Below are 19,075 nucleotides of genomic sequence, written 5' to 3'. Positions count from 1 at the left end.
GATAAAATGTATGAGCAGATAATCGGATTAGAACTGGAGTGATAGAACAGTGAAGCATCCTTTAGAAGAAAAAACGATAAAAACAGAGCAGATTTTTAACGGTAAGGTCATCTCCCTTCAGGTGGACGATGTGGAGCTGCCGAACGGAAAAAACTCAAAACGGGAAATTGTCAAGCACCCTGGAGCGGTAGCTGTCATTCCCCTTACAGATGACAACAAAATTGTGATGGTAGAGCAGTTCAGAAAACCCCTTGAAAAGGCAATTGTGGAGATTCCGGCAGGCAAGCTTGAAAAGGGCGAGGATCCGGAGCTTTGTGCAAAAAGAGAGCTGGAAGAAGAGACAGGCTATGTTTGCGGAGAAATCGAAAAGCTCGTTTCCTTTTATACTTCACCTGGATTCGCTGATGAGATTCTCCATATTTACGCTGCCAGAAAACTGAGCAAAATAGAAAATCCTGCCGTTCCGGATGAGGATGAATTCGTCGATGTTATCGAGCTTACTCTTGAAGAGGCGCAGGCTTATATAGAAGAGCAAAAAATTCATGATGCCAAAACAGTCTATGCTGTCCAGTATCTCCAGATCGAACAGCTGAAGAACAGATGATGCTTCAAACTTATTATGCCGACATGCACATCCATATCGGCAGGACAAAGTCAGGGCGCGCCGTTAAAATAACGGGGGCCAGATCACTTGTGTTTTCCAATATCATCGAGCATGCAAGGGACAGTAAAGGTTTGGATATGATCGGGATTATTGACTGCCATTCACCAGAGGTAATTGACGAGATGGAAGAACTGATGGCATCGGGCGAGCTTGTGCAATCGCCTGAAGGAGGTCTGCTGTACGGCGGCCTTGCAATCATTCCAGGGTCAGAGCTTGAAATCTATGATGAAAGCTGCAAGGGCCCCATCCATGTTCTCTGCTATTTTCCAAACCTTGAAGTGATGAAGGAATTCTCTTCTTGGCTGAAAGGCCGCCTTAAAAATATCCATTTGAGCTCACAGCGGATCTATGCATCAGGGAAAGAGCTGCAGTCACAGGTTAAAGCGCTTGGCGGACTATTCATTCCGGCCCATGTCTTCACGCCTTTCAAAAGCATGTATGGAAAAGGGGTCGACCGGTCGCTTGAAGAGGTCTTCGATAAAGATCTTATCGATGGGATCGAGCTGGGCCTGAGTTCGGATACAGAAATGGCTGATGTGATTCATGAGCTGCACCAGTACCCTTTTCTTACAAATTCAGATGCTCACTCTCTCGGAAAAATAGCCAGGGAATATCAGAGGATTGAAATGGCCGGCCCTTCATTCAATGAGTTTCATTTAGCTTTGAAAAGTGCGAGGGGGAGGAGGATTTCCGCCAATTACGGACTGGATCCGCAGCTGGGGAAATATCATCAGACAGTTTGTCTGGACTGCCATTCCCCCCTTTCCTCCGGTCATAATGGCTGCCGGAAGTGCGGAAGCACCAAGCAGGTGAAGGGAGTGGCCGATCGGATTATGGAGCTTAAGACAGCTGAGTGTGCACTGGCAGACAGGCCGCCATATGTCCATCAAGTGCCGCTCGAATTCATTCCCGGCCTCGGCCCCAAGATACTGGAAAGGCTGCTGGACCATTTTGGGACTGAAATGGACATACTCCACAGAGTGCCGAAGGAGGCACTGGAAGAGGTCATTCCAGATAAGCTTGCTATGCTGATCGTCAAAGCAAGGAGCGGCCGGCTCAGCTTGAAAGCAGGCGGCGGAGGGAAGTACGGAAAAGTTGAGCAGGAATAGCAGCTGAAGCGGAACGAACACAGGAGCCGGGCTGCAACTGTAAATATCTCAAGAAAAACCGGATCCAGAGAGCGGATCCGGTTCTTTCTATTCTTTTAACTTTGCAAAAATACAGGTGTCCCGCAGCACATCACCGCTGGCGCAAAGGGTATTTTTCCTTAAGGTACCTTCCAGCGTGAAGCCGAGCCTCTCGGGGATTTTTCTGCTGGCTGTGTTCTCCGGGTCACACCGGATCTCAATTCTATTGGCAGACAGGCTGCTGAATGTAAACTCAATAAGAGCTTCGACCGCTTCTGAGATATAACCTTTCTTATGATGGCGCGAATCGCACCAATAGCCGATTTCAAACCTGCCGGCCTTCCAGTCGATGCGGTGCAGCCCGGTCGATCCGATGAATTGGCCGTCTTCTTTACGGTATATATGGAGGCGGATATCTTCCCTCAGCCAAAATTGGGCATATGACCGGCGGATTCCTGCTTCTGTTTCTTCGAGGGACTGCTCCTTGGCAGCGAAAGGCAGCCATTTTTTCAGCTCATCCTTTGATGCTATGACAGCATCATATACATCTTTGCCATCACCTGGCAGGCAAGGCCGGATATACAATCTTTCTGTCTCTGCGATGATCTCAGGAAAGTCGATTAAAATTGGATTCATTTTCCATTCCTCCTTTGTGATTGTTCCGATTATATCGGGTGGCACAAAGACTGGCAATATATTTTTTAATGATGGCAAAATGATAGAATCGTGTCATAGACTGCTCTTCCCTGCATAAGATGTAGTAATAGATTTTACAGGAGGAAGAGCAATGAAAAAACGTATGTACCAGAACTTTGCAGCCAATCATTTTCGCGAGCATTCCTCGATCTACTTATTCGTCATCGTCCTGTTTCTGATGGGGGTCATTTTCGGTGCCGTAGTGGTGAATAGCCTGAGCTTCAATCAAAAGGAAGATTTATATTACTATCTGTCGCAATTTTTTGGACAGGTATCGGCCGGCACTGTAGCTGAGTCACATGATCTTTTTATCCAGAGCCTGTTCCATAACAGCAAGTTCATTGGACTGATGTGGCTTCTCGGCATTTCCATCATCGGCCTGCCGGTCATCCTCGTGCTGTTATTTATGAAGGGTATGGTTGTCGGCTTTACAGTCGGCTTTCTTGTAAACAGGATGGGCTGGGATGGGTTCCTGCTTTCCTTTGTATCAGTTATGCCGCAGAATATCATCATCATTCCGATCTTTATAATAACCGCAGCGATGACAGTTGCTCTGTCTTTGAAGATGATCAGAAGGCAATTTATGAAAAATCTCGGCCAGCCGGTTGTACCGATGTTTGGAAGGTACCTGGCGGTGTTCTGCGCGGCAGTTGTATTATTATCAGTAGCCGCCGGCATAGAAGCCTATCTTTCCCCCGCTTTAATGAAATCGGTTGTCAGCAGCATAAAGCCTTGATTGCTATTTTACAGTGATTATAAGATAAGAATGAATCTATTTTATTATAATATTTGTATCTTCTTATTTATAATGATTTTATTTTGAAAACATCTCCCTATCTGTTATAATGAGAACTGACAGTGCGAGGGAGGGACTTTACGGGATGGAGACCAGAATAGATAGAATTAAAAAACAGCTGCATTCGTCAAGCTATAAATTAACACCGCAGCGTGAAGCAACAGTCCGTGTGCTGCTGGAGAATGAAGAAGATCATCTGAGCGCGGAAGATGTATACCTCCTTGTCAAAGAGAAGTCGCCTGAGATAGGGCTGGCGACCGTTTATCGCACACTGGAGCTGTTAACGGAACTGAAAATTGTGGATAAAATCAATTTTGGTGATGGAGTTTCCCGCTATGACCTGAGGCAGGAAGGCGCCGCCCATTTCCACCACCATTTAGTATGCATAGAATGCGGGGCAGTAGATGAAATCCAGGATGACCTTCTGGAGGATGTCGAAGCGATTGTCGAGCGTGACTGGAACTTTAAGATCAAAGATCACCGCCTGACATTTCATGGCATCTGCTACCGCTGCCAGGATAAAGAAGAAAGCGCCGATGAGGCTGATTGACTGGAACCTTTTCTTTAAACCGGAAAAGGTTTTTATTATTCTCCGAAAAAAAGCCGGAAATGCTAAAAGCTTTAGCCGGGAAGGTATAAATCTTGTCCAGCTTGGCATATCTTTTAATATAGAATGCAGCTGGAGGAAGAATGATGAGATCCTGGATGATTATGACGTTTAAAACATTGAAGGTATTTGTCCTGTTTACGGGATGTACAATCCTTTTTTATTATGGGCTTTTATGGTTAAATGAAGAATATCAGAGCTATCACCGTTATGATGAGCCGGAAGGCAGCGCCGTCAGGGTATCTGGTGATGCAGTTTCTGATGAAACCGACTGGTTTGACAGACTGATTCTGTTTTACCACAATGGGGAGTAATGCATAAATGGAAGACAGGCTGAAAGATTTTGTGCACTTTTTATTGATTGAAAAGGGACTGGCCAACAATACAATTGTCTCTTATGAACGGGATTTGAAAAATTATCTTAAATTCATTGTGAAGAGTGAAGGGCTTGCCAGTTTGAATGAAGTCCAAAGGGTCCATATCGTCCAGTTCCTGAAAAAGCTGAAGGAACAGGGGAAATCTGCCAAGACCCTTGCGAGGCATATCGCTTCCATCCGTGCCTTCCATCAGTTCCTGCTGAGGGAGAAGGCATGCGAAAATGATCCATCTGTACATATTGAGTCGCCGCAGCAGGAAAGAAGCCTTCCAAAGGTCCTGAGCATGGCAGAAGTGGAAACCCTTCTGGAATCGCCGTCAGACTCGAGCCATTACAGCCTCCGCGACAAAGCGATGCTTGAGCTCCTGTATGCAACAGGGATCAGGGTCAGTGAACTGATCGGACTGCAGATAGGCGATGTCCATCTGACAATGGGTTTTGTCCGCTGCATCGGGAAAGGAAATAAAGAAAGAATCATCCCGATCGGGAAAACAGCTTCAGAAGCGATTGAAAGATACCTTCTGCATGGAAGGCCGAATTTTGTTTCAAAAAGCCGCAGAGATGATACATTATTCCTGAACCATCATGGAAGGCAGCTGACCCGCCAGGGATTCTGGAAAATATTGAAAAAACTTGCAGGCGATGCGGGCATTGAAAAAGAACTGACCCCTCATACTTTAAGGCATTCTTTTGCCACCCACCTGCTGGAAAATGGAGCAGATTTGCGGGCAGTACAGGAGATGCTCGGTCATGCGGATATATCAACAACCCAGATATATACCCATGTCACGAAAACAAGGCTGAAGGATGTATATTCAAAATTTCATCCCCGTGCCTGATAAAACCGGAGTTTTTCAATCTGCAAAAAAATAAATCTGATAAAACTGCTGAATATAAAGCAGTTTTTTCTTGTTTTTTAGGTTATTTGTTTTGTAGAATATAGATGTCAGACTTCTGACGATTCTAAACCTCTCGCAGGTTAATACATTTGAAAAAGGGTAACATATATTTGTAAAATAAATTGAAAACGTGTACATGTTTAGGAGGAGAGCACATGAATTCGCATACATATAAAAGAATCTTTCTAATTGTTATGGATTCCGTGGGCATTGGCGAGTCACCGGATGCTGAGCGCTTCGGAGACAAGGGATCTGATACGATTGGCCATATCGCTGAAAGGATGAACGGGCTGAACATGCCGAACATGGGCAAACTGGGCCTCAGCAATATCAAAGAAATCAAAGGTATTGAAAAAGCAGAGAAGCCGCTCGCTTCTTATACAAAAATGCAGGAAGCATCAAACGGGAAAGACACCATGACAGGGCATTGGGAGATCATGGGGCTGAATATCGAGACACCGTTCAGGGTATTCCCCGACGGCTTTCCGGATGAGCTTTTGTCTGAGCTTGAAGCCCGCACAGGCAGAAAGATCATTGGGAACAAGCCGGCAAGCGGCACTGAGATCCTTGATGAGCTTGGGGAAGAGCATATGAAGACAGGAGCCCTGATTGTGTATACCTCGGCTGACTCGGTCCTTCAGATTGCAGCCCATGAAGAGATTGTACCGATTGATGAGCTGTACACGATCTGTAAAATCGCCAGGGAACTGACACTTGATGAGAAATACATGGTTGGAAGAGTGATAGCACGCCCTTTCATCGGCCAGCCGGGTGCATTCAAGCGGACAGCGAACAGGCATGATTATGCCCTGAAGCCATTTGACAGGACGGTTATGAATGAGCTGAAGGACGGCGGACTGGATGTACTGGCCATCGGAAAGATTTCCGATATCTATGACGGCGAAGGTGTGACAAAGTCACTGCGCACTGTCTCTAACATGGACGGTATGGATAAGCTCCTCGAAACGATGGATATGGATTTTACAGGCTTGAGCTTCTTGAATCTTGTGGACTTTGATGCCCTTTTCGGACATAGACGGGACCCGGAGGGTTACGGGAAAGCGCTGGAAGAATATGATGCGCGCCTTCCGGAAGTGTTTGATAAGCTGAAGGAAGATGATCTGCTCATCATTACGGCTGACCACGGGAATGACCCGGTCCACCCCGGGACAGACCATACACGTGAATATGTCCCATTATTGGCTTATTCTAAGGGCATGGCACGCGGAAAAGAGCTGCCAATCAGGCAGACATTCGCCGATATCGGCGCAACTGTAGCGGAAAACTTTGCTGTGGCCGCGCCGAAATTCGGAAAAAGCTTTCTGGGTGAATTGTAAGCCCGGGTCATATTTTAAACAACTGACAAGCTGAGTGATAAAAGGAGATTGGCAGGCGAAGGCCGCGGCCGGTTATCCAGCTCAGTACAGTCTGATAAAAAGGGGATTATAAAATGGACTACGGAAAAATTCAAAATGCAGCACAATTTTTAAAAGAAAAGTATGGAGAAACGCCTAAAATCGGTTTGATCCTTGGCTCCGGGCTCGGCGTTCTGGCAGATGAAATCGAACAGCCAGTGAAAATACCTTATAATGAAATTCCTGATTTCCCTGTTTCAACAGTTGAAGGGCATGCAGGCCAGCTTGTGTTCGGCCTTCTGAACGGTGTACAGGCTGTGGCTATGCAAGGGCGCTTCCACTATTATGAAGGCTACAGCTTCGACAAGGTCACTTTCCCTGTAAGAGTCATGAAGGAGCTCGGAGTGGAAATCCTGATTGTGACAAACGCTGCCGGCGGTGTTAATGAAAGCTTTGCACCAGGAGATTTAATGCTTATCTCGGACCATATCAACAATATGGGAAGCAATCCTCTGATGGGACCTAATGACTCCAAGCTTGGCGTCCGTTTTCCTGATATGTCGGAAGCCTACTCCAGGGATCTGCGCCAGCAGGCAAGAGAGATTGCAGGCAAGCTGAATATCAGCATCCAGGAGGGTGTATATGTTGGCAATACCGGCCCTACATATGAAACGCCCGCAGAAGTGAGGATGCTCCGAACTATGGGCGGTGACGCAGTCGGCATGTCAACTGTGCCTGAGGTAATCGTGGCAAGGCATGCGGGCCTTAAAGTGCTCGGCATTTCCTGCATTTCCAATATGGCTGCAGGGATACTGGATCAGCCGCTGAACCATGAAGAAGTCATAGAAACGACTGAAAAAGTAAAGGCGAATTTCCTCTCTTATGTAAAAGAGCTTGTAAGCCAATTTGGTGCTTAAATAAAGAAAAAGTGGTGACGAAAATGAGAATGGTGGACTTGATAGAAAAGAAACGCGACGGCAAAGAGCTGTCTTCGGAAGAAATCCAATTCATAATAAAAGGCTATACTGACGGTTCAATTCCTGACTACCAGATCAGTGCTTTGACAATGGCAATCTTTTTCCAGGGCATGACAGAAAACGAGAGAGCCGACCTGACGATGAGCATGGTAGAATCTGGGGATAGAATCGACCTGTCAAAAATCGAAGGCATTAAAGTCGACAAGCACTCCACAGGGGGAGTCGGCGATACCACTACACTGGTGCTCGGCCCTCTTGTAGCGGCTGTTGGTGTACCAGTGGCGAAAATGTCCGGGCGCGGCCTTGGCCATACAGGCGGTACCATAGACAAGCTGGAAGCGGTCGAAGGCTTCCATGTAGAAATAGAGAACGAAGAATTCATCAAGCTGGTCAACCAGAACAAAATTGCCGTCATCGGACAGAGCGGAAACCTCACGCCGGCGGATAAAAAATTATATGCCCTCCGGGATGTGACGGCGACGGTAGACAGCATCCCGCTGATTGCGAGCTCCATCATGAGCAAAAAGATTGCAGCAGGCGCAGATGCCATTGTCCTTGATGTGAAAACCGGGGCAGGCGCCTTCATGAAGACGCTGGATGATTCCAGAGAGCTTGCTAAAGCAATGGTAAGGATCGGGAACAATGTAGGCCGCAAGACGATGGCAGTCATTTCAGACATGAGCCAGCCGCTTGGCTTTGCCATCGGCAATGCCTTGGAAGTAAAAGAAGCGATCGACACATTAAGAGGCGAAGGGCCGGAAGATCTGACTGAGCTTTGCCTTGTACTCGGCAGCCATATGGTTGTGCTGGCTGAAAAGGCAGAAACCCCGGCACAAGCACGAGAAATGCTGGAACAGGCAATCAAGGACGGATCTGCCCTTGAAGCAATGAAAACCTTCCTCAGCTCACAGGGAGGGGACGCTTCTGTTGTCGATGATCCTTCCCGTTTGCCGCAGGCTGAATATGTATACGAGCTTGATGCAAAAGAGGACGGCTATGTCTCTGAAATCGTCGCAGATGCAGTGGGAACGGCTGCTATGGTACTTGGAGCAGGCAGGGCGACAAAAGAGTCTGAAATTGACCTTGCTGTCGGCCTGATGCTCCGCAAGAAGATAGGCGACACTGTCTCTAAAGGAGAATCGCTTGCCACCATCTACAGCAACTTCGAGGACGTAGAAGAAGTCAAAGAGCGCCTTTACAGCAATATCAAAATCAAAGCTGCCAAAGTAGATGCTCCTGTACTGGTGCATGAAGAAATTACTGAATAAGATTGTATTGAACAGCTGCATCCTGAAGGGGTGCAGCTTTTTTATGTCTTGATTTGTCCCATCCGCAGTGCAAGCCCAAGTACCAAAAAATCTTCACCCTTCCGGAAATCAAAGAAACCCTCTGATTCACAGTCCCTGAACTTAGCATTCCATCTAAAACGGCTCATGTAAAATAAAAACCATGCCTCCGCCAATTTATTGTATAAATTTGTCTCCTTTGGAAAAAATGGAGGCTATAAAGAATGGAGGGTTATGTGATGAAGCGAATCGTTTCTATAATGGTGTTTGTTTTACTATCAGCAATGATGGCACCGGCAGCCTTAGCCGAAGAAAGCGGTGTCAAGCTGGTTGACAACGTAAAATCGGCTATCTTGATTGAGCGGGATACCGGGGCTGTTTTATATGAGCAGAACAGCAATGAACAGCTGCCTCCAGCAAGCATGACTAAGATCATGACCATGCTTTTGATCATGGAAGCGATTGATAAAGGCAAGCTTTCCATGGATGAAAAGATCAGGGCAAGTGAATATGCAGCAAGCATGGGCGGCTCGCAAATATTCCTGGAACCGGGCGAAGAAATGACAACAGAACAGATGCTGAAGGGGATTGCCATCGGATCAGGAAATGATGCATCTGTTGCCATGGCAGAAAGGCTCGCCGGTTCAGAAGAAGAATTCGTCAAGCTGATGAATAAGAAAGCGAAGGACCTTGGCTTGAAGGACACGATTTTCAAGAATGCAACAGGCCTGCCTGTAACCGAGCACTACAGCACAGCCCATGATATGGCCCTTATGGCAAAGGAATTGCTGAAATATGAAGGCATAACCAAGTTTACAGGAACATATGAAGCTTATTTAAGGGAAGATACCGACAAGAAATTCTGGCTGGTCAATACAAACAGGCTGGTCCGCTTCTATCCGGGAGTTGACGGATTGAAGACAGGCTTTACAAATGAAGCGAAATATTGCCTGACAGCTACAGCTGAGAAAAACGGGATGAGGGTAATCGCAGTTGTCTTTGGTGCTCCAACATCAAAAGAAAGAAATGCTCAGGTAACCAAGATGCTGGATTATGCTTTCAGCCAGTATGAGACACATCCAATGTACAAGCGGAATGAAGCTTTAGGTTCTGCCAAAGTCAGCAAAGGAGAGAAAAAGCAGGTCGAAGCTCTGACAAGCGAGCCGATCTCACTGCTGACGAAAAAAGGCGAAGATACAAAGGCAGTCAAGAAAACGGTCGTCCTGAAAAAAGATCTTAAAGCCCCAATCGCTAAAGGCGATCAAATTGGTACGCTGAAAGTTGAGAAAGATGGGAAGACAATCGTGGAAAGTCCGCTGGTGGCCAAAAGCGAAGTGAAAGAAGCTGGCTGGTGGACGCTCTATAAACGGGCTCTCGGCATTTTCACGAAATCAAGCTGATGTCGAAAAAAAGGCGCATCAAGGAAAATTTAGCGAAACCGCACTAGTTTTGCCTCCAGGAAGGAATAAGGGCCTCCTTCAGCGAAATTGACTCTCTAGAAAGGCTTGATCCATGCAGGAGAATAAGGCATGGACAGCGGGCCGGATCTGTAAATGGTTCCGGCAGCAGAGAAGGAGGCTATCAGTCATGAGTCTGATGATTGGATTGGAAGTAAAAAATGATGTGCTGTGCATCCGCTTAAGCGGAGAATTGGACCACCATTCGGCAGATGAATTAAGGGAAAAGGCAACAAACGCCATAGAATCATATGGTATCCGCCATATTGTCCTCAATCTGGAGCAATTATCCTTTATGGACAGCTCAGGCCTTGGAGTGATCCTGGGCAGGTATAAGCAAATTAAGCAGCTTCACGGCGAAATGGTCGTCTGTGCCATTTCACCGGCGGTACAGAGGCTATTCGATATGTCCGGGCTGTTTAAAATCATCCGTCTTGAGCCGACTGAAGAATTTGCACTTCAGCGATTGGGGGTTGCCTGACAATGAAAAATGAAATGAATCTGAAATTCAGCGCTTTGAGCCAGAATGAGTCCTTTGCCCGTGTGACTGTCGCGGCTTTCATCGCCCAGCTTGATCCCACAATGGATGAACTGACTGAAATCAAGACGGTCGTATCAGAGGCAGTTACCAACTCGATCATCCATGGCTATGACAATGACAGCAGAGGGATTGTCTATATTTCTGTCAGCATTGAGGACGGCTTCATTGATATGACAATCAGAGATGAAGGACTCGGGATCGGGGATGTGGAAGAGGCCAGGCAGCCGCTGTTTACAACCAAACCAGAGCTGGAACGTTCCGGCATGGGCTTTACAATCATGGAAAATTTCATGGATGAGATAGAAGTTCGCTCACACCCAGGAGAAGGCACCGAAATCCGTTTAAGGAAGCATTTATCAAACAGTAAAATGCTATGCAATTAAGGGAGTCATGCTATGGATGTGGAGGTAAAGACAGATAAGACCCAGACGTATCTTAAGGATCACGAGGTAAAAGAGCTCATACAAAAAAGCCAGGCAGGAGATCAGGGGGCACGGGACACGATTGTCCAGAAAAACATGAGGCTGGTCTGGTCAGTGGTCCAGCGTTTTCTCAACAGAGGATATGAGCCGGATGATTTATTCCAGATCGGCTGCATCGGCCTCTTGAAGTCGGTTGATAAATTTGATCTGAGCTATGATGTGAAGTTTTCGACCTATGCCGTTCCTATGATCATCGGGGAGATACAGCGTTTCATCCGGGATGATGGAACTGTGAAGGTGAGCCGCTCCCTGAAGGAAATGGGAAATAAAATCCGCAAGGCAAAAGACGAGCTGACCAAGACTTTTGGAAGGATTCCGACTGTAACAGAGCTTTCCGCTTATCTGGAAATCCCTCCGGAGGATATCATCCTTGCCCAGGAAGCAGGCAGGACGCCATCCTCCATTCATGAAACTGTATATGAAAACGACGGCGACCCTATCACACTGCTGGATCAGATCGATGATGGCAATGATGGCAAGTGGTTTGACCAGATAGCCCTCAAAGAGGCAATCCGTGAGCTGGATGAGCGGGAAAGGCTGATTGTTTATCTCAGATATTATAAAGATCAGACACAGTCTGAAGTGGCAGCAAGGCTGGGAATATCACAGGTGCAGGTCTCCCGGCTCGAGAAAAAAATCCTGCAGCAGATGAAAGACCGGATGGATATGTGAATCCATCCGGTCTTTTTTTTTGTGCTGATTCCCGGGCAGTCCAGGGCGTCTTTCCATTATCCCCAATTTTTGGTCATCATGATTGGAATTTTATTACGAATACTATTTATACAAGGAAAACACTGTTTGGGAAGTGATCATAATGGAAAAAACGGTTTATGTCCGGCTCAGGAACCGTATTCAAGTGCGTCCGCAGGCTTCCATCCAGCTAAAGGACATTGCCTTGATTATTGCAGATGAAACACTTTATGAACGGTTAGGAAATCTTTCCATCCATCACGTTTCAGATCATGACCGGAATATCATTGTCATTGACATTGTCCAGGTGATCCAGGCCATTGCCGCAGAAAAGCTGCAGCTCGATATACAGGCTGTCGGTCCCTCCCAGACAATCATTGAGGTGGTCTATAAAAAGAAAAAAGCATCCACAGCGTTTTTCCTGCTGATCTGGTTTTTGCTGTTTTTTGGTGCCGCACTGACAATCATGAATTTCCATGAAGATGTCAGCATGCAGACAGTGCATCAGCGGATTTATACAATCATCACCGGCAAAGTGGAGAAAAAGCCCCTGCTGTTTCAAATCCCTTATTCACTCGGCCTTGGACTCGGCATGATCATATTCTTCAATCATGTTTTCAAAAAAAGGCTCAATGAGGAGCCCAGCCCGCTGGAGGTTGAAATGTTCAATTACCAGCAGGATCTCGACCGGTATGTCATCATGCATGAAAATAAAGAAAGCATGAAAAACCTTGATGACCATTAGCATCATTATCGTCATTTTCCTGGGATTTGCGGGAGGCGTCTCTGTGGGGGCGGGATTTGTTGCGTTTCTGACTGTGCTGGGGATCATTCCAAGGCTGACCCAGCTGTCAAAGACAATGAAAATGATTCATCACTATGAATGGGCGGTTGTAATCGGGGCGGTTGCAGGAACATCTGCTAGCCTTCAGGACCCGCGGCTTTACTTTCCGGGATTTATCCTTGTCCTTTTCGGTCTGGCAGGCGGGATTTTTGTTGGGATGGTGGCCGCAGCCCTTACAGAAGTGCTTAACGTCCTGCCGCTCCTGGCCAAAAGGCTTGGCATTGACGGCAAAATAGTTGTGCTGCTGATGGCCATCGTATTTGGGAAAGTATTTGGATCGCTGTTTCACTGGATGTATTTTGTAGACTGACTATGTAAAGCGAAAGGACATCAAAGCAATGGATGAACGCAGGAAAGTCATACTGATTACAGATGGCGATGAGTATGCAAGAAGGACTGCAGAGCATGTAGCGAAGGATATTGGCGGCAGATGCATCTCTATGTCCCACGGAAATCCATCTGTTTTGTCAGGACCTGATATCGTGAAGATGATTAAGAAAGCCCCCAATGATCCTGTACTTGTCATGTTTGATGACTCCGGCTATGTCGGCGAAGGGCTTGGTGAAACGGCCCTTAAATATGTGGCAGAGCATGAAGATATTGAGGTGCTCGGTGTAATAGCAGTTGCTTCAAAAACAAGGCAGGCGGAATGGACGCATGTGGATGTATGTGTCGACCGGTACGGCGAGCTTACTCCGTATGGTGTAGACAAGCTTGGTGTCCCTGAAATGGAAATTGGAAAAATGAACGGGGATACAGTCTACTGCCTCGACGAATTGGATGTCCCGCTGATTGTCGGAATCGGCGATATCGGCAAAATGTCACGAAGAGATCATTATGAAAAAGGCTCTCCTATCACCAAAAAGGCAGTGGAACTCATTCTGGAAAGGAGCGGATTTTATGGCGGAAACTAAAAAGAAAAACAAAACTTCTATTTCAGAATCACCCGGCAGAAACGAAGACTTCATGAAAGAGCGCATCGGGCTTGGCGTCAGCTTTGACCTGGGTGTCAGGAAGCTGCAGATCCTGAAGAAAGAAATCCAGATTTATTATGTAAATGGATTATGCGATACTTCTTTTATCACCCAAATCCTTGAAGAGCTCGTGGAGATCAATGATCACGAGAAACTGTCCTCAAACGTTTTCAATATCGTGAAAAACCGCATTGTCAATCAGTCGGTTCAGCCGATTGAAACAATGGATGAACTGGTGGACCAGGTGCTGTCCGGGCTGATTGTTATACTGGTTGAAGGAGAGACGACAGGACTTGTTGTCGATGTCAGAAGCTATCCCGGCAGAACACCGGAGGAGCCCGATACAGAGAAAGTTGTCCGGGGGTCAAGGGATGGATATGTAGAAAATATTATTGTTAATACCGCCCTGACCAGAAGGCGGATCAGGGATGAGCGGCTCCGCTTTGAAATCATGCGGATAGGGGAGCGCTCCAAAACCGATATAGCGATTGCTTATATTAAGGATGTCGCCAGTACAGACCTGATTGAAGTGGTCAGGCAGGAAATTCAATCTATTGATATCGACGGACTGACAATGGCGGATAAAACGGTTGAAGAATTTCTCTTAAAGCAAGGTTATAATCCATATCCGCTCGTCCGATATACAGAAAGGGCCGATGTGGGAGCAACCCATCTGCTGGAAGGGCATGTCCTGATTTTCGTTGATACTTCGCCAAGTGTGATCATCACGCCGACAACCTTTTTCCACCATCTGCAGCATGCTGAGGAATACAGACAGTCGCCGGCAGTCGGCACATTCATCCGCTGGATCCGCTTTATCGGGGTGCTCGCCTCACTATTCCTGCTGCCATTATGGTTTTTATTTACTCTGGAGCCGCAATTGCTGCCGGATGCCATCAAGTTCATCGGCCCGAATGAGAAGACGAATATACCTATTGTCATACAAATCTTCCTGGCGGATATTGGCATTGAGTTCCTGAGGATTGCTGCCATCCATACGCCTACACCTCTTTCAACGGCAATGGGATTGATAGCAGCCGTCCTGATCGGACAAATTGCCATCGATGTCGGGCTGTTTGTGCCGGAGGTCATCCTCTATGTGGCTGTTGCTTCTATAGGAACCTTTTCAACCCCAAGCTATGAACTCAGTATAGCCAATAAGATGGCAAGGCTTGCCATGCTGATTGCCGTGGCACTCTTCCATACACCGGGCTTCATTATCAGCATAACAGTGTTCATCCTCCTCCTGGCAAGCATCAGGTCGCTGAACACGCCATACTTATGGCCGCTGCTGCCTTTCAGCCCGAAAGCATTTCTGCAGATCCTGATCAGAAGGTCTGTCCCGGGGTCTAAGATCAGGCCAAGCATCGTCCATGCGAAAAACCGCTTCAAACAGCCGGCTAAAAATTGAATATTATGCTAATATCAATTGCGGTTTTCCGGCAATTATGGTAAGTTTTTAACTAAATAAAGGACTAAAGAAGCTGAAATAGACAGTTCAGAAATGGGGACTGTCTATTTTATATAGCATGGAATTATTCGGGGCTGTGAAAAAGCGGCCGCGGCAGTCTATAATAAGAGTAACAGTATAGAGGGAATGAGGGAGTAAGCATGTTTTTTCATGGGACAGCAAGAGTAAATGGACAATCTCATTTGGAAATCGGCGGAATGGATACCGTTGAATTGGCAAAGCAATTCGGGACACCGGTTTATGTATATGATGTGGCACTGATTCGCGAAAGGGCAAGAGGCTTCAGGCAGACATTTGAAGAACTGGGGGTGAAATCCCAGGTTGCTTATGCGAGCAAAGCATTTTCATCTATTGCCATGATTCAGCTGGCTGAAGAAGAAGGCCTGTCGCTTGATGTGGTTTCAGGAGGAGAGCTGTATACCGCTCTGGCGGCTGAATTCCCTGTGGAAAGAATCCACTTCCATGGCAATAATAAGAGCAGGGAAGAACTGGAGATGGCTCTTCACTATGGAGTCGGATGCATCGTTGTAGACAATTTCGATGAGCTGGAACTGCTTAAGTCAGTTTGCGAAAACAAAAACACGAAAACCAAGATTCTGCTGCGTGTGACACCGGGAATCGAGGCGCATACCCACGATTATATCCTGACAGGGCAGGAGGATTCCAAATTCGGCTTTGATCTGCAAAATGGACAGGCCGAAGCTGCGCTCAAGCAGGCCATATCAACTCCATGGCTGGAAACACTCGGCATTCACTGCCATATCGGATCACAAATCTTTGAAACGACCGGCTTCATTCTTGCGGCCGAGAAAATATTTGAAAAACTGTCAATCTGGAAAAAAGAGCTTGCCTATGAACCGGCTGTGCTGAATCTGGGCGGAGGCTTTGGCATCCGCTATACAGATGAAGACGCGCCGATTGCGGCTTCAAAATATGTCGAAGAAATCATCAGCGAAGTGAAAAAGCTGGCCGGCAGCTACCAGATGGAAATGCCGGAAATCTGGATTGAACCAGGCCGTTCGCTTGTCGGCGATGCCGGGACAACACTCTATAAGACAGGCTCAAGAAAGGATGTCCCGAATGTCCGCCATTACCTGGCGGTGGACGGAGGCATGAGCGATAATATCCGTCCGGCCCTTTATCAGGCCAAATACGAAGCTGTGCTTGCCAACCGGCCGCTGGAGAAAGCGGAAGAAACGGTCTCCATTGCCGGCAAATGCTGCGAGTCAGGCGATATGCTGATATGGGACCTGCCTTTGCCGAAAGCAGAGCGGGAAGACCTTCTGGCTGTATTTTGTACAGGAGCCTACGGATATTCCATGGCCAACAACTATAACCGAATCCCGCGGCCGCCGGTTGTATTCGTAGAAAATGGAGAGGCGCGCCTTGTCGTCAAACGAGAAAGCTTCGAAGACTTGATCAGGCTTGACCTGCCTCTTCAGGAGAAAATCAAGAACTAGAAAAAAGCAGCCGAACGGCTGCTTTTTTGAGCTGTGCTGTTAAGCACCTCTATTTTACTATGAGAAGAATGCTTTAATAGCATCAATGGCACTTGAAAAAAAGCGTTTCAGGCTGTCCAGGAAGCCCTGGCCTTCTTCACTTTCAAGATATTTGGTGATTTTGTCCTTTGCTTTATCAAGCTGATCTCCGACCTGATTCCAGTCGATGTTCAAATCCTTCAGTTTGTTGAACAGGTCGATCAGGCTTTGCATTTCTTTATCTGTCAGGGTGATGCCAAGGTCCTTTGCCGCGTTTTCGATGATGTTCTGGAGCTCTTCATCGGTGGCAGGTTTATTTTTGCTGATTTCTTCTTTGATTTTTGCTATCAGGGCAGCGGCATTCTCATTCCCGACCGAATCGCCAAGCTTGGCCGTTTCTACCATTTCTTCATTTGCTGCCTGCTTGACTTCTTCAGGTATGGTCTCATCTGCTGAGATCTCATATGCTTTTATAATCCCGGTCAGGGCGGCCGTCCCGGATACAGGCGATGGTGCGGTTATATATATTTCAGCATCTTTTACGCCAGCAGTGATCAAGGCATTGATATACATTTCGTCTGTTACCCAGTTGATGTTCTTCGTTTCAACTTCAAGCCCTGATCCGGATTTTGCGATCGTTACCGCTGAAGAAGAAATGGCTCTTGTGCCGATGAGTGCTTTGCTGATATAGCTGCCCAGATATTGATGTTCCTCTTCATTTGAGACAGTGATGGTCATGGCGTCCTTTGGAGCTTCCATCTCTGCAAGCAGGGCGTTTTTCTGTTCTTCGGAAAGATTTTCGCCAAGGGTGACGATCATATCCCCTTCGGCCATGTCTGCTGATGCTCCCGCTGGCAGAATCAGCATCAGAGCAAGGGCAAGCAGCATTATATGTTTGCATCGTTTAAGCATAATGTTCCTCCTAATCTTGTATACGCAGGCTGGACCCTATATTAATAGACGTACATAATGATATAAAAGTTTCGGAAAAAATTCATACCCCTGCAGCCAATAGTCCCTATTTTCCCGGCAGGATAGATAAAAAAACACATTTAGTGTAGAATAAAAAAGGAGTTTGGCGATTGGAGGCAAGTGTATACGATGAAGAAAAATAACTGGCTGCTTTTCTCTTTTTTCCTGGCCATCGGGCTGATTTGGGGATTCATCTATTGGCTGGTCATTGTGCCTGGATCCTGATTCGATTTGATTGCTGTCCTGCTTAAATTTTTGTATCATAGTAATGATTAGTGGAACCTGCAACAAAAATGCTTTCTTACATATCATATACTAGCCGCCATATAGTTTAGACAATGGCTTATTGGGAAAAGATAGTTTGGAAATGTTTTATTTAATGAGGGATAATTATGCTAATTCGATATAAAAAGACATTCGAAAAGATTGCCATGGGCTTATTATCATTTATGCCAAATGAAAAGGATCTGAAAAGGCTGCAGCAGACAATGAAGCAGTATGAGTCGGACGACGGCTGGCAGCTGTTCCTATGGAAGCAGGATGATATAACAGGGCTGATCGGGGTTTCTTTCATGGACGGCCCTGCAATGGAAATACAGCATATTTCCGTAAGTCCTTCACATCGCCAGCAGGGCATCGGAAAAGCAATGGTCAAGGCTTTGAGGGGTCTGTACCCTGACAGGAAGCTCGTCAGCAATGAAAATACAGAACCATTTGTAGACAAGTGCACGGATGAAGAATGCTGAAAAGGCAGAGAACCTGGTTCTCTGCCTTTTATTATTCGGTATCATTGCGGGCGTCCAATGCAGCGTTCCGCTCAAGGATGACATCGGTCCGGTCTCTCATCGAATGCCGGTGAATGAGCATTCTGTCGGAAAGATCGCTTGGGCTCCCCCAGACAAGGCCAAGGGATTCTGCCTTTCTTATGCATAGCCGGGCAAGCTCCTGATCAGCCAGGGGAATGAAGGGGCTTGAGTAAGGTTCTCCTTTTGCAATTCCCTCCAATCTGCCGCTGATCAGCAGCGTGAATTCCCGGGCACTGATTCCAAGCTCCTTCAGCTGGAGGGGGACCTTGTCCAAAATAGACCGGGATTTCCGCAGCGTCCGTTCAGCGCCTTTGAAGTTGCCGCGGCGATGATGATAGGCAGAAACTGCGAACAGAATGAGCCCTACCCAAACAGAGTCCTTATTCCGCGGGTCTGCTTCTTTCCAGTATTCTTCAAGCACTTCATGGCATTCGAAATAATCCCGGTCTGCATGGAAATGGACAAGATATTGTATATATTCTTCAGGATACATGTTGACCTCCTTTTGCCCTGGTGAATGACATTTTGCACTTATTTTATCATATTCCGCCTTGAAGCGGTGCCGGGGACAAATGAA

The 19,075-nt window shown here is 46.7% G+C and carries 22 protein-coding genes; 19 read left to right on the top strand and 3 right to left on the bottom strand.

The genetic code is table 11. The annotated features are described in order from the left end of the window. Positions 1-49: 49 nt before the first annotated feature. Both FZD51_RS09235 and FZD51_RS09230 read left to right on the top strand, forming a co-directional pair. Positions 50-604: an NUDIX hydrolase gene (locus FZD51_RS09235; RefSeq protein WP_148974490.1), complete on the top strand. Its 555-nt coding sequence runs from the start codon at positions 50-52 to the stop codon at positions 602-604. Next, positions 601-1,773, top strand: coding sequence for an endonuclease Q family protein (locus FZD51_RS09230; protein ID WP_148974489.1), 1,173 nt, complete (start codon positions 601-603; stop codon positions 1,771-1,773). Before FZD51_RS09235 ends, FZD51_RS09230 begins: the two co-directional genes overlap by 4 nt. Positions 1,774-1,860: 87 nt before the next feature. Here the strand turns inward: FZD51_RS09230 and FZD51_RS09225 are convergent, their stop codons facing one another. Further along, on the bottom strand, positions 1,861-2,427 hold the full coding sequence (locus FZD51_RS09225) for a GNAT family N-acetyltransferase (protein WP_148974488.1): 567 nt from the start codon (positions 2,425-2,427) through the stop codon (positions 1,861-1,863). 151 nt (positions 2,428-2,578) lie between these two features. Here FZD51_RS09225 and spoIIM point away from each other — a divergent pair, with 151 nt between their 5' ends. The 16 genes from spoIIM to lysA all read left to right on the top strand — a co-directional run bounded on the left by spoIIM (position 2,579) and on the right by lysA (position 16,702). After that, the gene (gene spoIIM, locus FZD51_RS09220; RefSeq protein WP_148974487.1) at positions 2,579-3,223 is read left to right on the top strand and encodes a stage II sporulation protein M; all 645 of its coding nucleotides are present in this window, start codon (positions 2,579-2,581) and stop codon (positions 3,221-3,223) included. 145 nt (positions 3,224-3,368) lie between these two features. Continuing rightward, entirely contained in the window at positions 3,369-3,833 is a 465-nt protein-coding gene (gene fur / locus FZD51_RS09215) for a ferric iron uptake transcriptional regulator (RefSeq protein ID WP_022544161.1), read from the top strand. Between the two features lie 143 nt (positions 3,834-3,976). After that, positions 3,977-4,204: a YqzK family protein gene (locus FZD51_RS09210; RefSeq protein WP_022544160.1), complete on the top strand. Its 228-nt coding sequence runs from the start codon at positions 3,977-3,979 to the stop codon at positions 4,202-4,204. Positions 4,205-4,211: 7 nt separating this feature from the next. Then, positions 4,212-5,105, top strand: coding sequence for a site-specific tyrosine recombinase XerD (gene xerD, locus FZD51_RS09205; RefSeq protein ID WP_094767117.1), 894 nt, complete (start codon positions 4,212-4,214; stop codon positions 5,103-5,105). 215 nt (positions 5,106-5,320) lie between these two features. Continuing rightward, positions 5,321-6,502 carry a phosphopentomutase gene (gene deoB / locus FZD51_RS09200; RefSeq protein ID WP_148974486.1) on the top strand — a complete coding sequence of 394 codons (1,182 nt, stop codon included), beginning with the start codon at positions 5,321-5,323 and terminating at the stop codon, positions 6,500-6,502. 113 nt (positions 6,503-6,615) lie between these two features. After that, positions 6,616-7,437 (top strand): purine-nucleoside phosphorylase, encoded by an 822-nt coding sequence (locus tag FZD51_RS09195; protein WP_148974485.1) that lies wholly within the window; start codon positions 6,616-6,618, stop codon positions 7,435-7,437. 23 nt (positions 7,438-7,460) lie between these two features. After that, positions 7,461-8,765 carry a pyrimidine-nucleoside phosphorylase gene (locus tag FZD51_RS09190; protein WP_148974484.1) on the top strand — a complete coding sequence of 435 codons (1,305 nt, stop codon included), beginning with the start codon at positions 7,461-7,463 and terminating at the stop codon, positions 8,763-8,765. A 257-nt stretch (positions 8,766-9,022) separates the two neighbouring features. After that, on the top strand, positions 9,023-10,183 hold the full coding sequence (locus tag FZD51_RS09185; RefSeq protein WP_148974483.1) for a D-alanyl-D-alanine carboxypeptidase family protein: 1,161 nt from the start codon (positions 9,023-9,025) through the stop codon (positions 10,181-10,183). 187 nt (positions 10,184-10,370) lie between these two features. Further along, on the top strand, positions 10,371-10,721 hold the full coding sequence (spoIIAA, locus tag FZD51_RS09180) for an anti-sigma F factor antagonist (RefSeq protein ID WP_009794759.1): 351 nt from the start codon (positions 10,371-10,373) through the stop codon (positions 10,719-10,721). Between the two features lie 2 nt (positions 10,722-10,723). Next, the gene (spoIIAB, locus tag FZD51_RS09175; RefSeq protein ID WP_148974482.1) at positions 10,724-11,164 is read left to right on the top strand and encodes an anti-sigma F factor; all 441 of its coding nucleotides are present in this window, start codon (positions 10,724-10,726) and stop codon (positions 11,162-11,164) included. A gap of 12 nt (positions 11,165-11,176) precedes the next feature. Further along, on the top strand, positions 11,177-11,935 hold the full coding sequence (sigF, locus tag FZD51_RS09170; protein ID WP_009794761.1) for an RNA polymerase sporulation sigma factor SigF: 759 nt from the start codon (positions 11,177-11,179) through the stop codon (positions 11,933-11,935). 142 nt (positions 11,936-12,077) lie between these two features. Next, positions 12,078-12,698, top strand: coding sequence for a stage V sporulation protein AA (locus FZD51_RS09165; RefSeq protein WP_148974481.1), 621 nt, complete (start codon positions 12,078-12,080; stop codon positions 12,696-12,698). Then, on the top strand, positions 12,688-13,107 hold the full coding sequence (locus tag FZD51_RS09160) for a stage V sporulation protein AB (RefSeq protein WP_009794763.1): 420 nt from the start codon (positions 12,688-12,690) through the stop codon (positions 13,105-13,107). The genes FZD51_RS09165 and FZD51_RS09160 overlap by 11 nt, the downstream gene beginning before the upstream one ends. A 28-nt stretch (positions 13,108-13,135) precedes the next feature. Continuing rightward, entirely contained in the window at positions 13,136-13,711 is a 576-nt protein-coding gene (gene spoVAEA / locus FZD51_RS09155) for a stage V sporulation protein SpoVABEA (protein ID WP_148974480.1), read from the top strand. Continuing rightward, the gene (locus tag FZD51_RS09150) at positions 13,698-15,182 is read left to right on the top strand and encodes a spore germination protein (protein WP_009794765.1); all 1,485 of its coding nucleotides are present in this window, start codon (positions 13,698-13,700) and stop codon (positions 15,180-15,182) included. Before spoVAEA ends, FZD51_RS09150 begins: the two co-directional genes overlap by 14 nt. A 200-nt stretch (positions 15,183-15,382) precedes the next feature. After that, entirely contained in the window at positions 15,383-16,702 is a 1,320-nt protein-coding gene (gene lysA, locus FZD51_RS09145) for a diaminopimelate decarboxylase (protein ID WP_009794766.1), read from the top strand. A 57-nt stretch (positions 16,703-16,759) separates the two neighbouring features. On the opposite strand, the gene FZD51_RS09140 is transcribed toward lysA, so the two are convergent. Next, complete coding sequence (locus tag FZD51_RS09140; protein ID WP_262380830.1) at positions 16,760-17,632, bottom strand: DUF1002 domain-containing protein; 873 nt, start codon at positions 17,630-17,632, stop codon at positions 16,760-16,762. A gap of 452 nt (positions 17,633-18,084) precedes the next feature. Between FZD51_RS09140 and FZD51_RS09135 the strand changes: the two genes are divergently transcribed. After that, entirely contained in the window at positions 18,085-18,438 is a 354-nt protein-coding gene (locus FZD51_RS09135) for a GNAT family N-acetyltransferase (protein WP_148974479.1), read from the top strand. Positions 18,439-18,469: 31 nt separating this feature from the next. Here FZD51_RS09135 and FZD51_RS09130 read toward each other — a convergent pair whose 3' ends face one another. Next, positions 18,470-18,991, bottom strand: a complete 522-nt coding sequence (locus tag FZD51_RS09130; protein WP_148974478.1) for a DUF309 domain-containing protein — start codon at positions 18,989-18,991, stop codon at positions 18,470-18,472. Positions 18,992-19,075: the final 84 nt, after the last annotated feature.

The sequence above is a fragment of the Bacillus infantis genome (genome assembly GCF_008180445.1).
Classification (GTDB): Bacteria; Bacillota; Bacilli; order Bacillales; family Cytobacillaceae; genus Bacillus_AB; species Bacillus_AB infantis_B.
The sequence above is the reverse complement of the archived record's forward strand: the minus strand, read 5'-3'. Positions and strand labels throughout refer to the sequence as shown.

Bases quoted from the DNA above. Each gene is read 5' to 3' on its own strand.
- spoIIAA (WP_009794759.1), top strand. From the start codon at position 10,371: ATGAGTCTGATGATTGGATTGGAAGTAAAAAATGATGTGCTGTGCATC.
- FZD51_RS09130 (WP_148974478.1), bottom strand. From the start codon at position 18,991: ATGTATCCTGAAGAATATATACAATATCTTGTCCATTTCCATGCAGAC.
- FZD51_RS09210 (WP_022544160.1), top strand. From the start codon at position 3,977: ATGAGATCCTGGATGATTATGACGTTTAAAACATTGAAGGTATTTGTC.
- FZD51_RS09190 (WP_148974484.1), top strand. From the start codon at position 7,461: ATGAGAATGGTGGACTTGATAGAAAAGAAACGCGACGGCAAAGAGCTG.
- spoVAEA (WP_148974480.1), top strand. From the start codon at position 13,136: ATGGATGAACGCAGGAAAGTCATACTGATTACAGATGGCGATGAGTAT.
- sigF (WP_009794761.1), top strand. From the start codon at position 11,177: ATGGATGTGGAGGTAAAGACAGATAAGACCCAGACGTATCTTAAGGAT.
- FZD51_RS09135 (WP_148974479.1), top strand. From the start codon at position 18,085: ATGCTAATTCGATATAAAAAGACATTCGAAAAGATTGCCATGGGCTTA.
- fur (WP_022544161.1), top strand. From the start codon at position 3,369: ATGGAGACCAGAATAGATAGAATTAAAAAACAGCTGCATTCGTCAAGC.
- deoB (WP_148974486.1), top strand. From the start codon at position 5,321: ATGAATTCGCATACATATAAAAGAATCTTTCTAATTGTTATGGATTCC.
- FZD51_RS09150 (WP_009794765.1), top strand. From the start codon at position 13,698: ATGGCGGAAACTAAAAAGAAAAACAAAACTTCTATTTCAGAATCACCC.
- FZD51_RS09160 (WP_009794763.1), top strand. From the start codon at position 12,688: ATGACCATTAGCATCATTATCGTCATTTTCCTGGGATTTGCGGGAGGC.
- FZD51_RS09230 (WP_148974489.1), top strand. From the start codon at position 601: ATGATGCTTCAAACTTATTATGCCGACATGCACATCCATATCGGCAGG.
- spoIIM (WP_148974487.1), top strand. From the start codon at position 2,579: ATGAAAAAACGTATGTACCAGAACTTTGCAGCCAATCATTTTCGCGAG.
- FZD51_RS09225 (WP_148974488.1), bottom strand. From the start codon at position 2,427: ATGAATCCAATTTTAATCGACTTTCCTGAGATCATCGCAGAGACAGAA.
- FZD51_RS09140 (WP_262380830.1), bottom strand. From the start codon at position 17,632: ATGCTTAAACGATGCAAACATATAATGCTGCTTGCCCTTGCTCTGATG.
- FZD51_RS09185 (WP_148974483.1), top strand. From the start codon at position 9,023: ATGAAGCGAATCGTTTCTATAATGGTGTTTGTTTTACTATCAGCAATG.
- lysA (WP_009794766.1), top strand. From the start codon at position 15,383: ATGTTTTTTCATGGGACAGCAAGAGTAAATGGACAATCTCATTTGGAA.
- spoIIAB (WP_148974482.1), top strand. From the start codon at position 10,724: ATGAAAAATGAAATGAATCTGAAATTCAGCGCTTTGAGCCAGAATGAG.
- xerD (WP_094767117.1), top strand. From the start codon at position 4,212: ATGGAAGACAGGCTGAAAGATTTTGTGCACTTTTTATTGATTGAAAAG.
- FZD51_RS09195 (WP_148974485.1), top strand. From the start codon at position 6,616: ATGGACTACGGAAAAATTCAAAATGCAGCACAATTTTTAAAAGAAAAG.
- FZD51_RS09165 (WP_148974481.1), top strand. From the start codon at position 12,078: ATGGAAAAAACGGTTTATGTCCGGCTCAGGAACCGTATTCAAGTGCGT.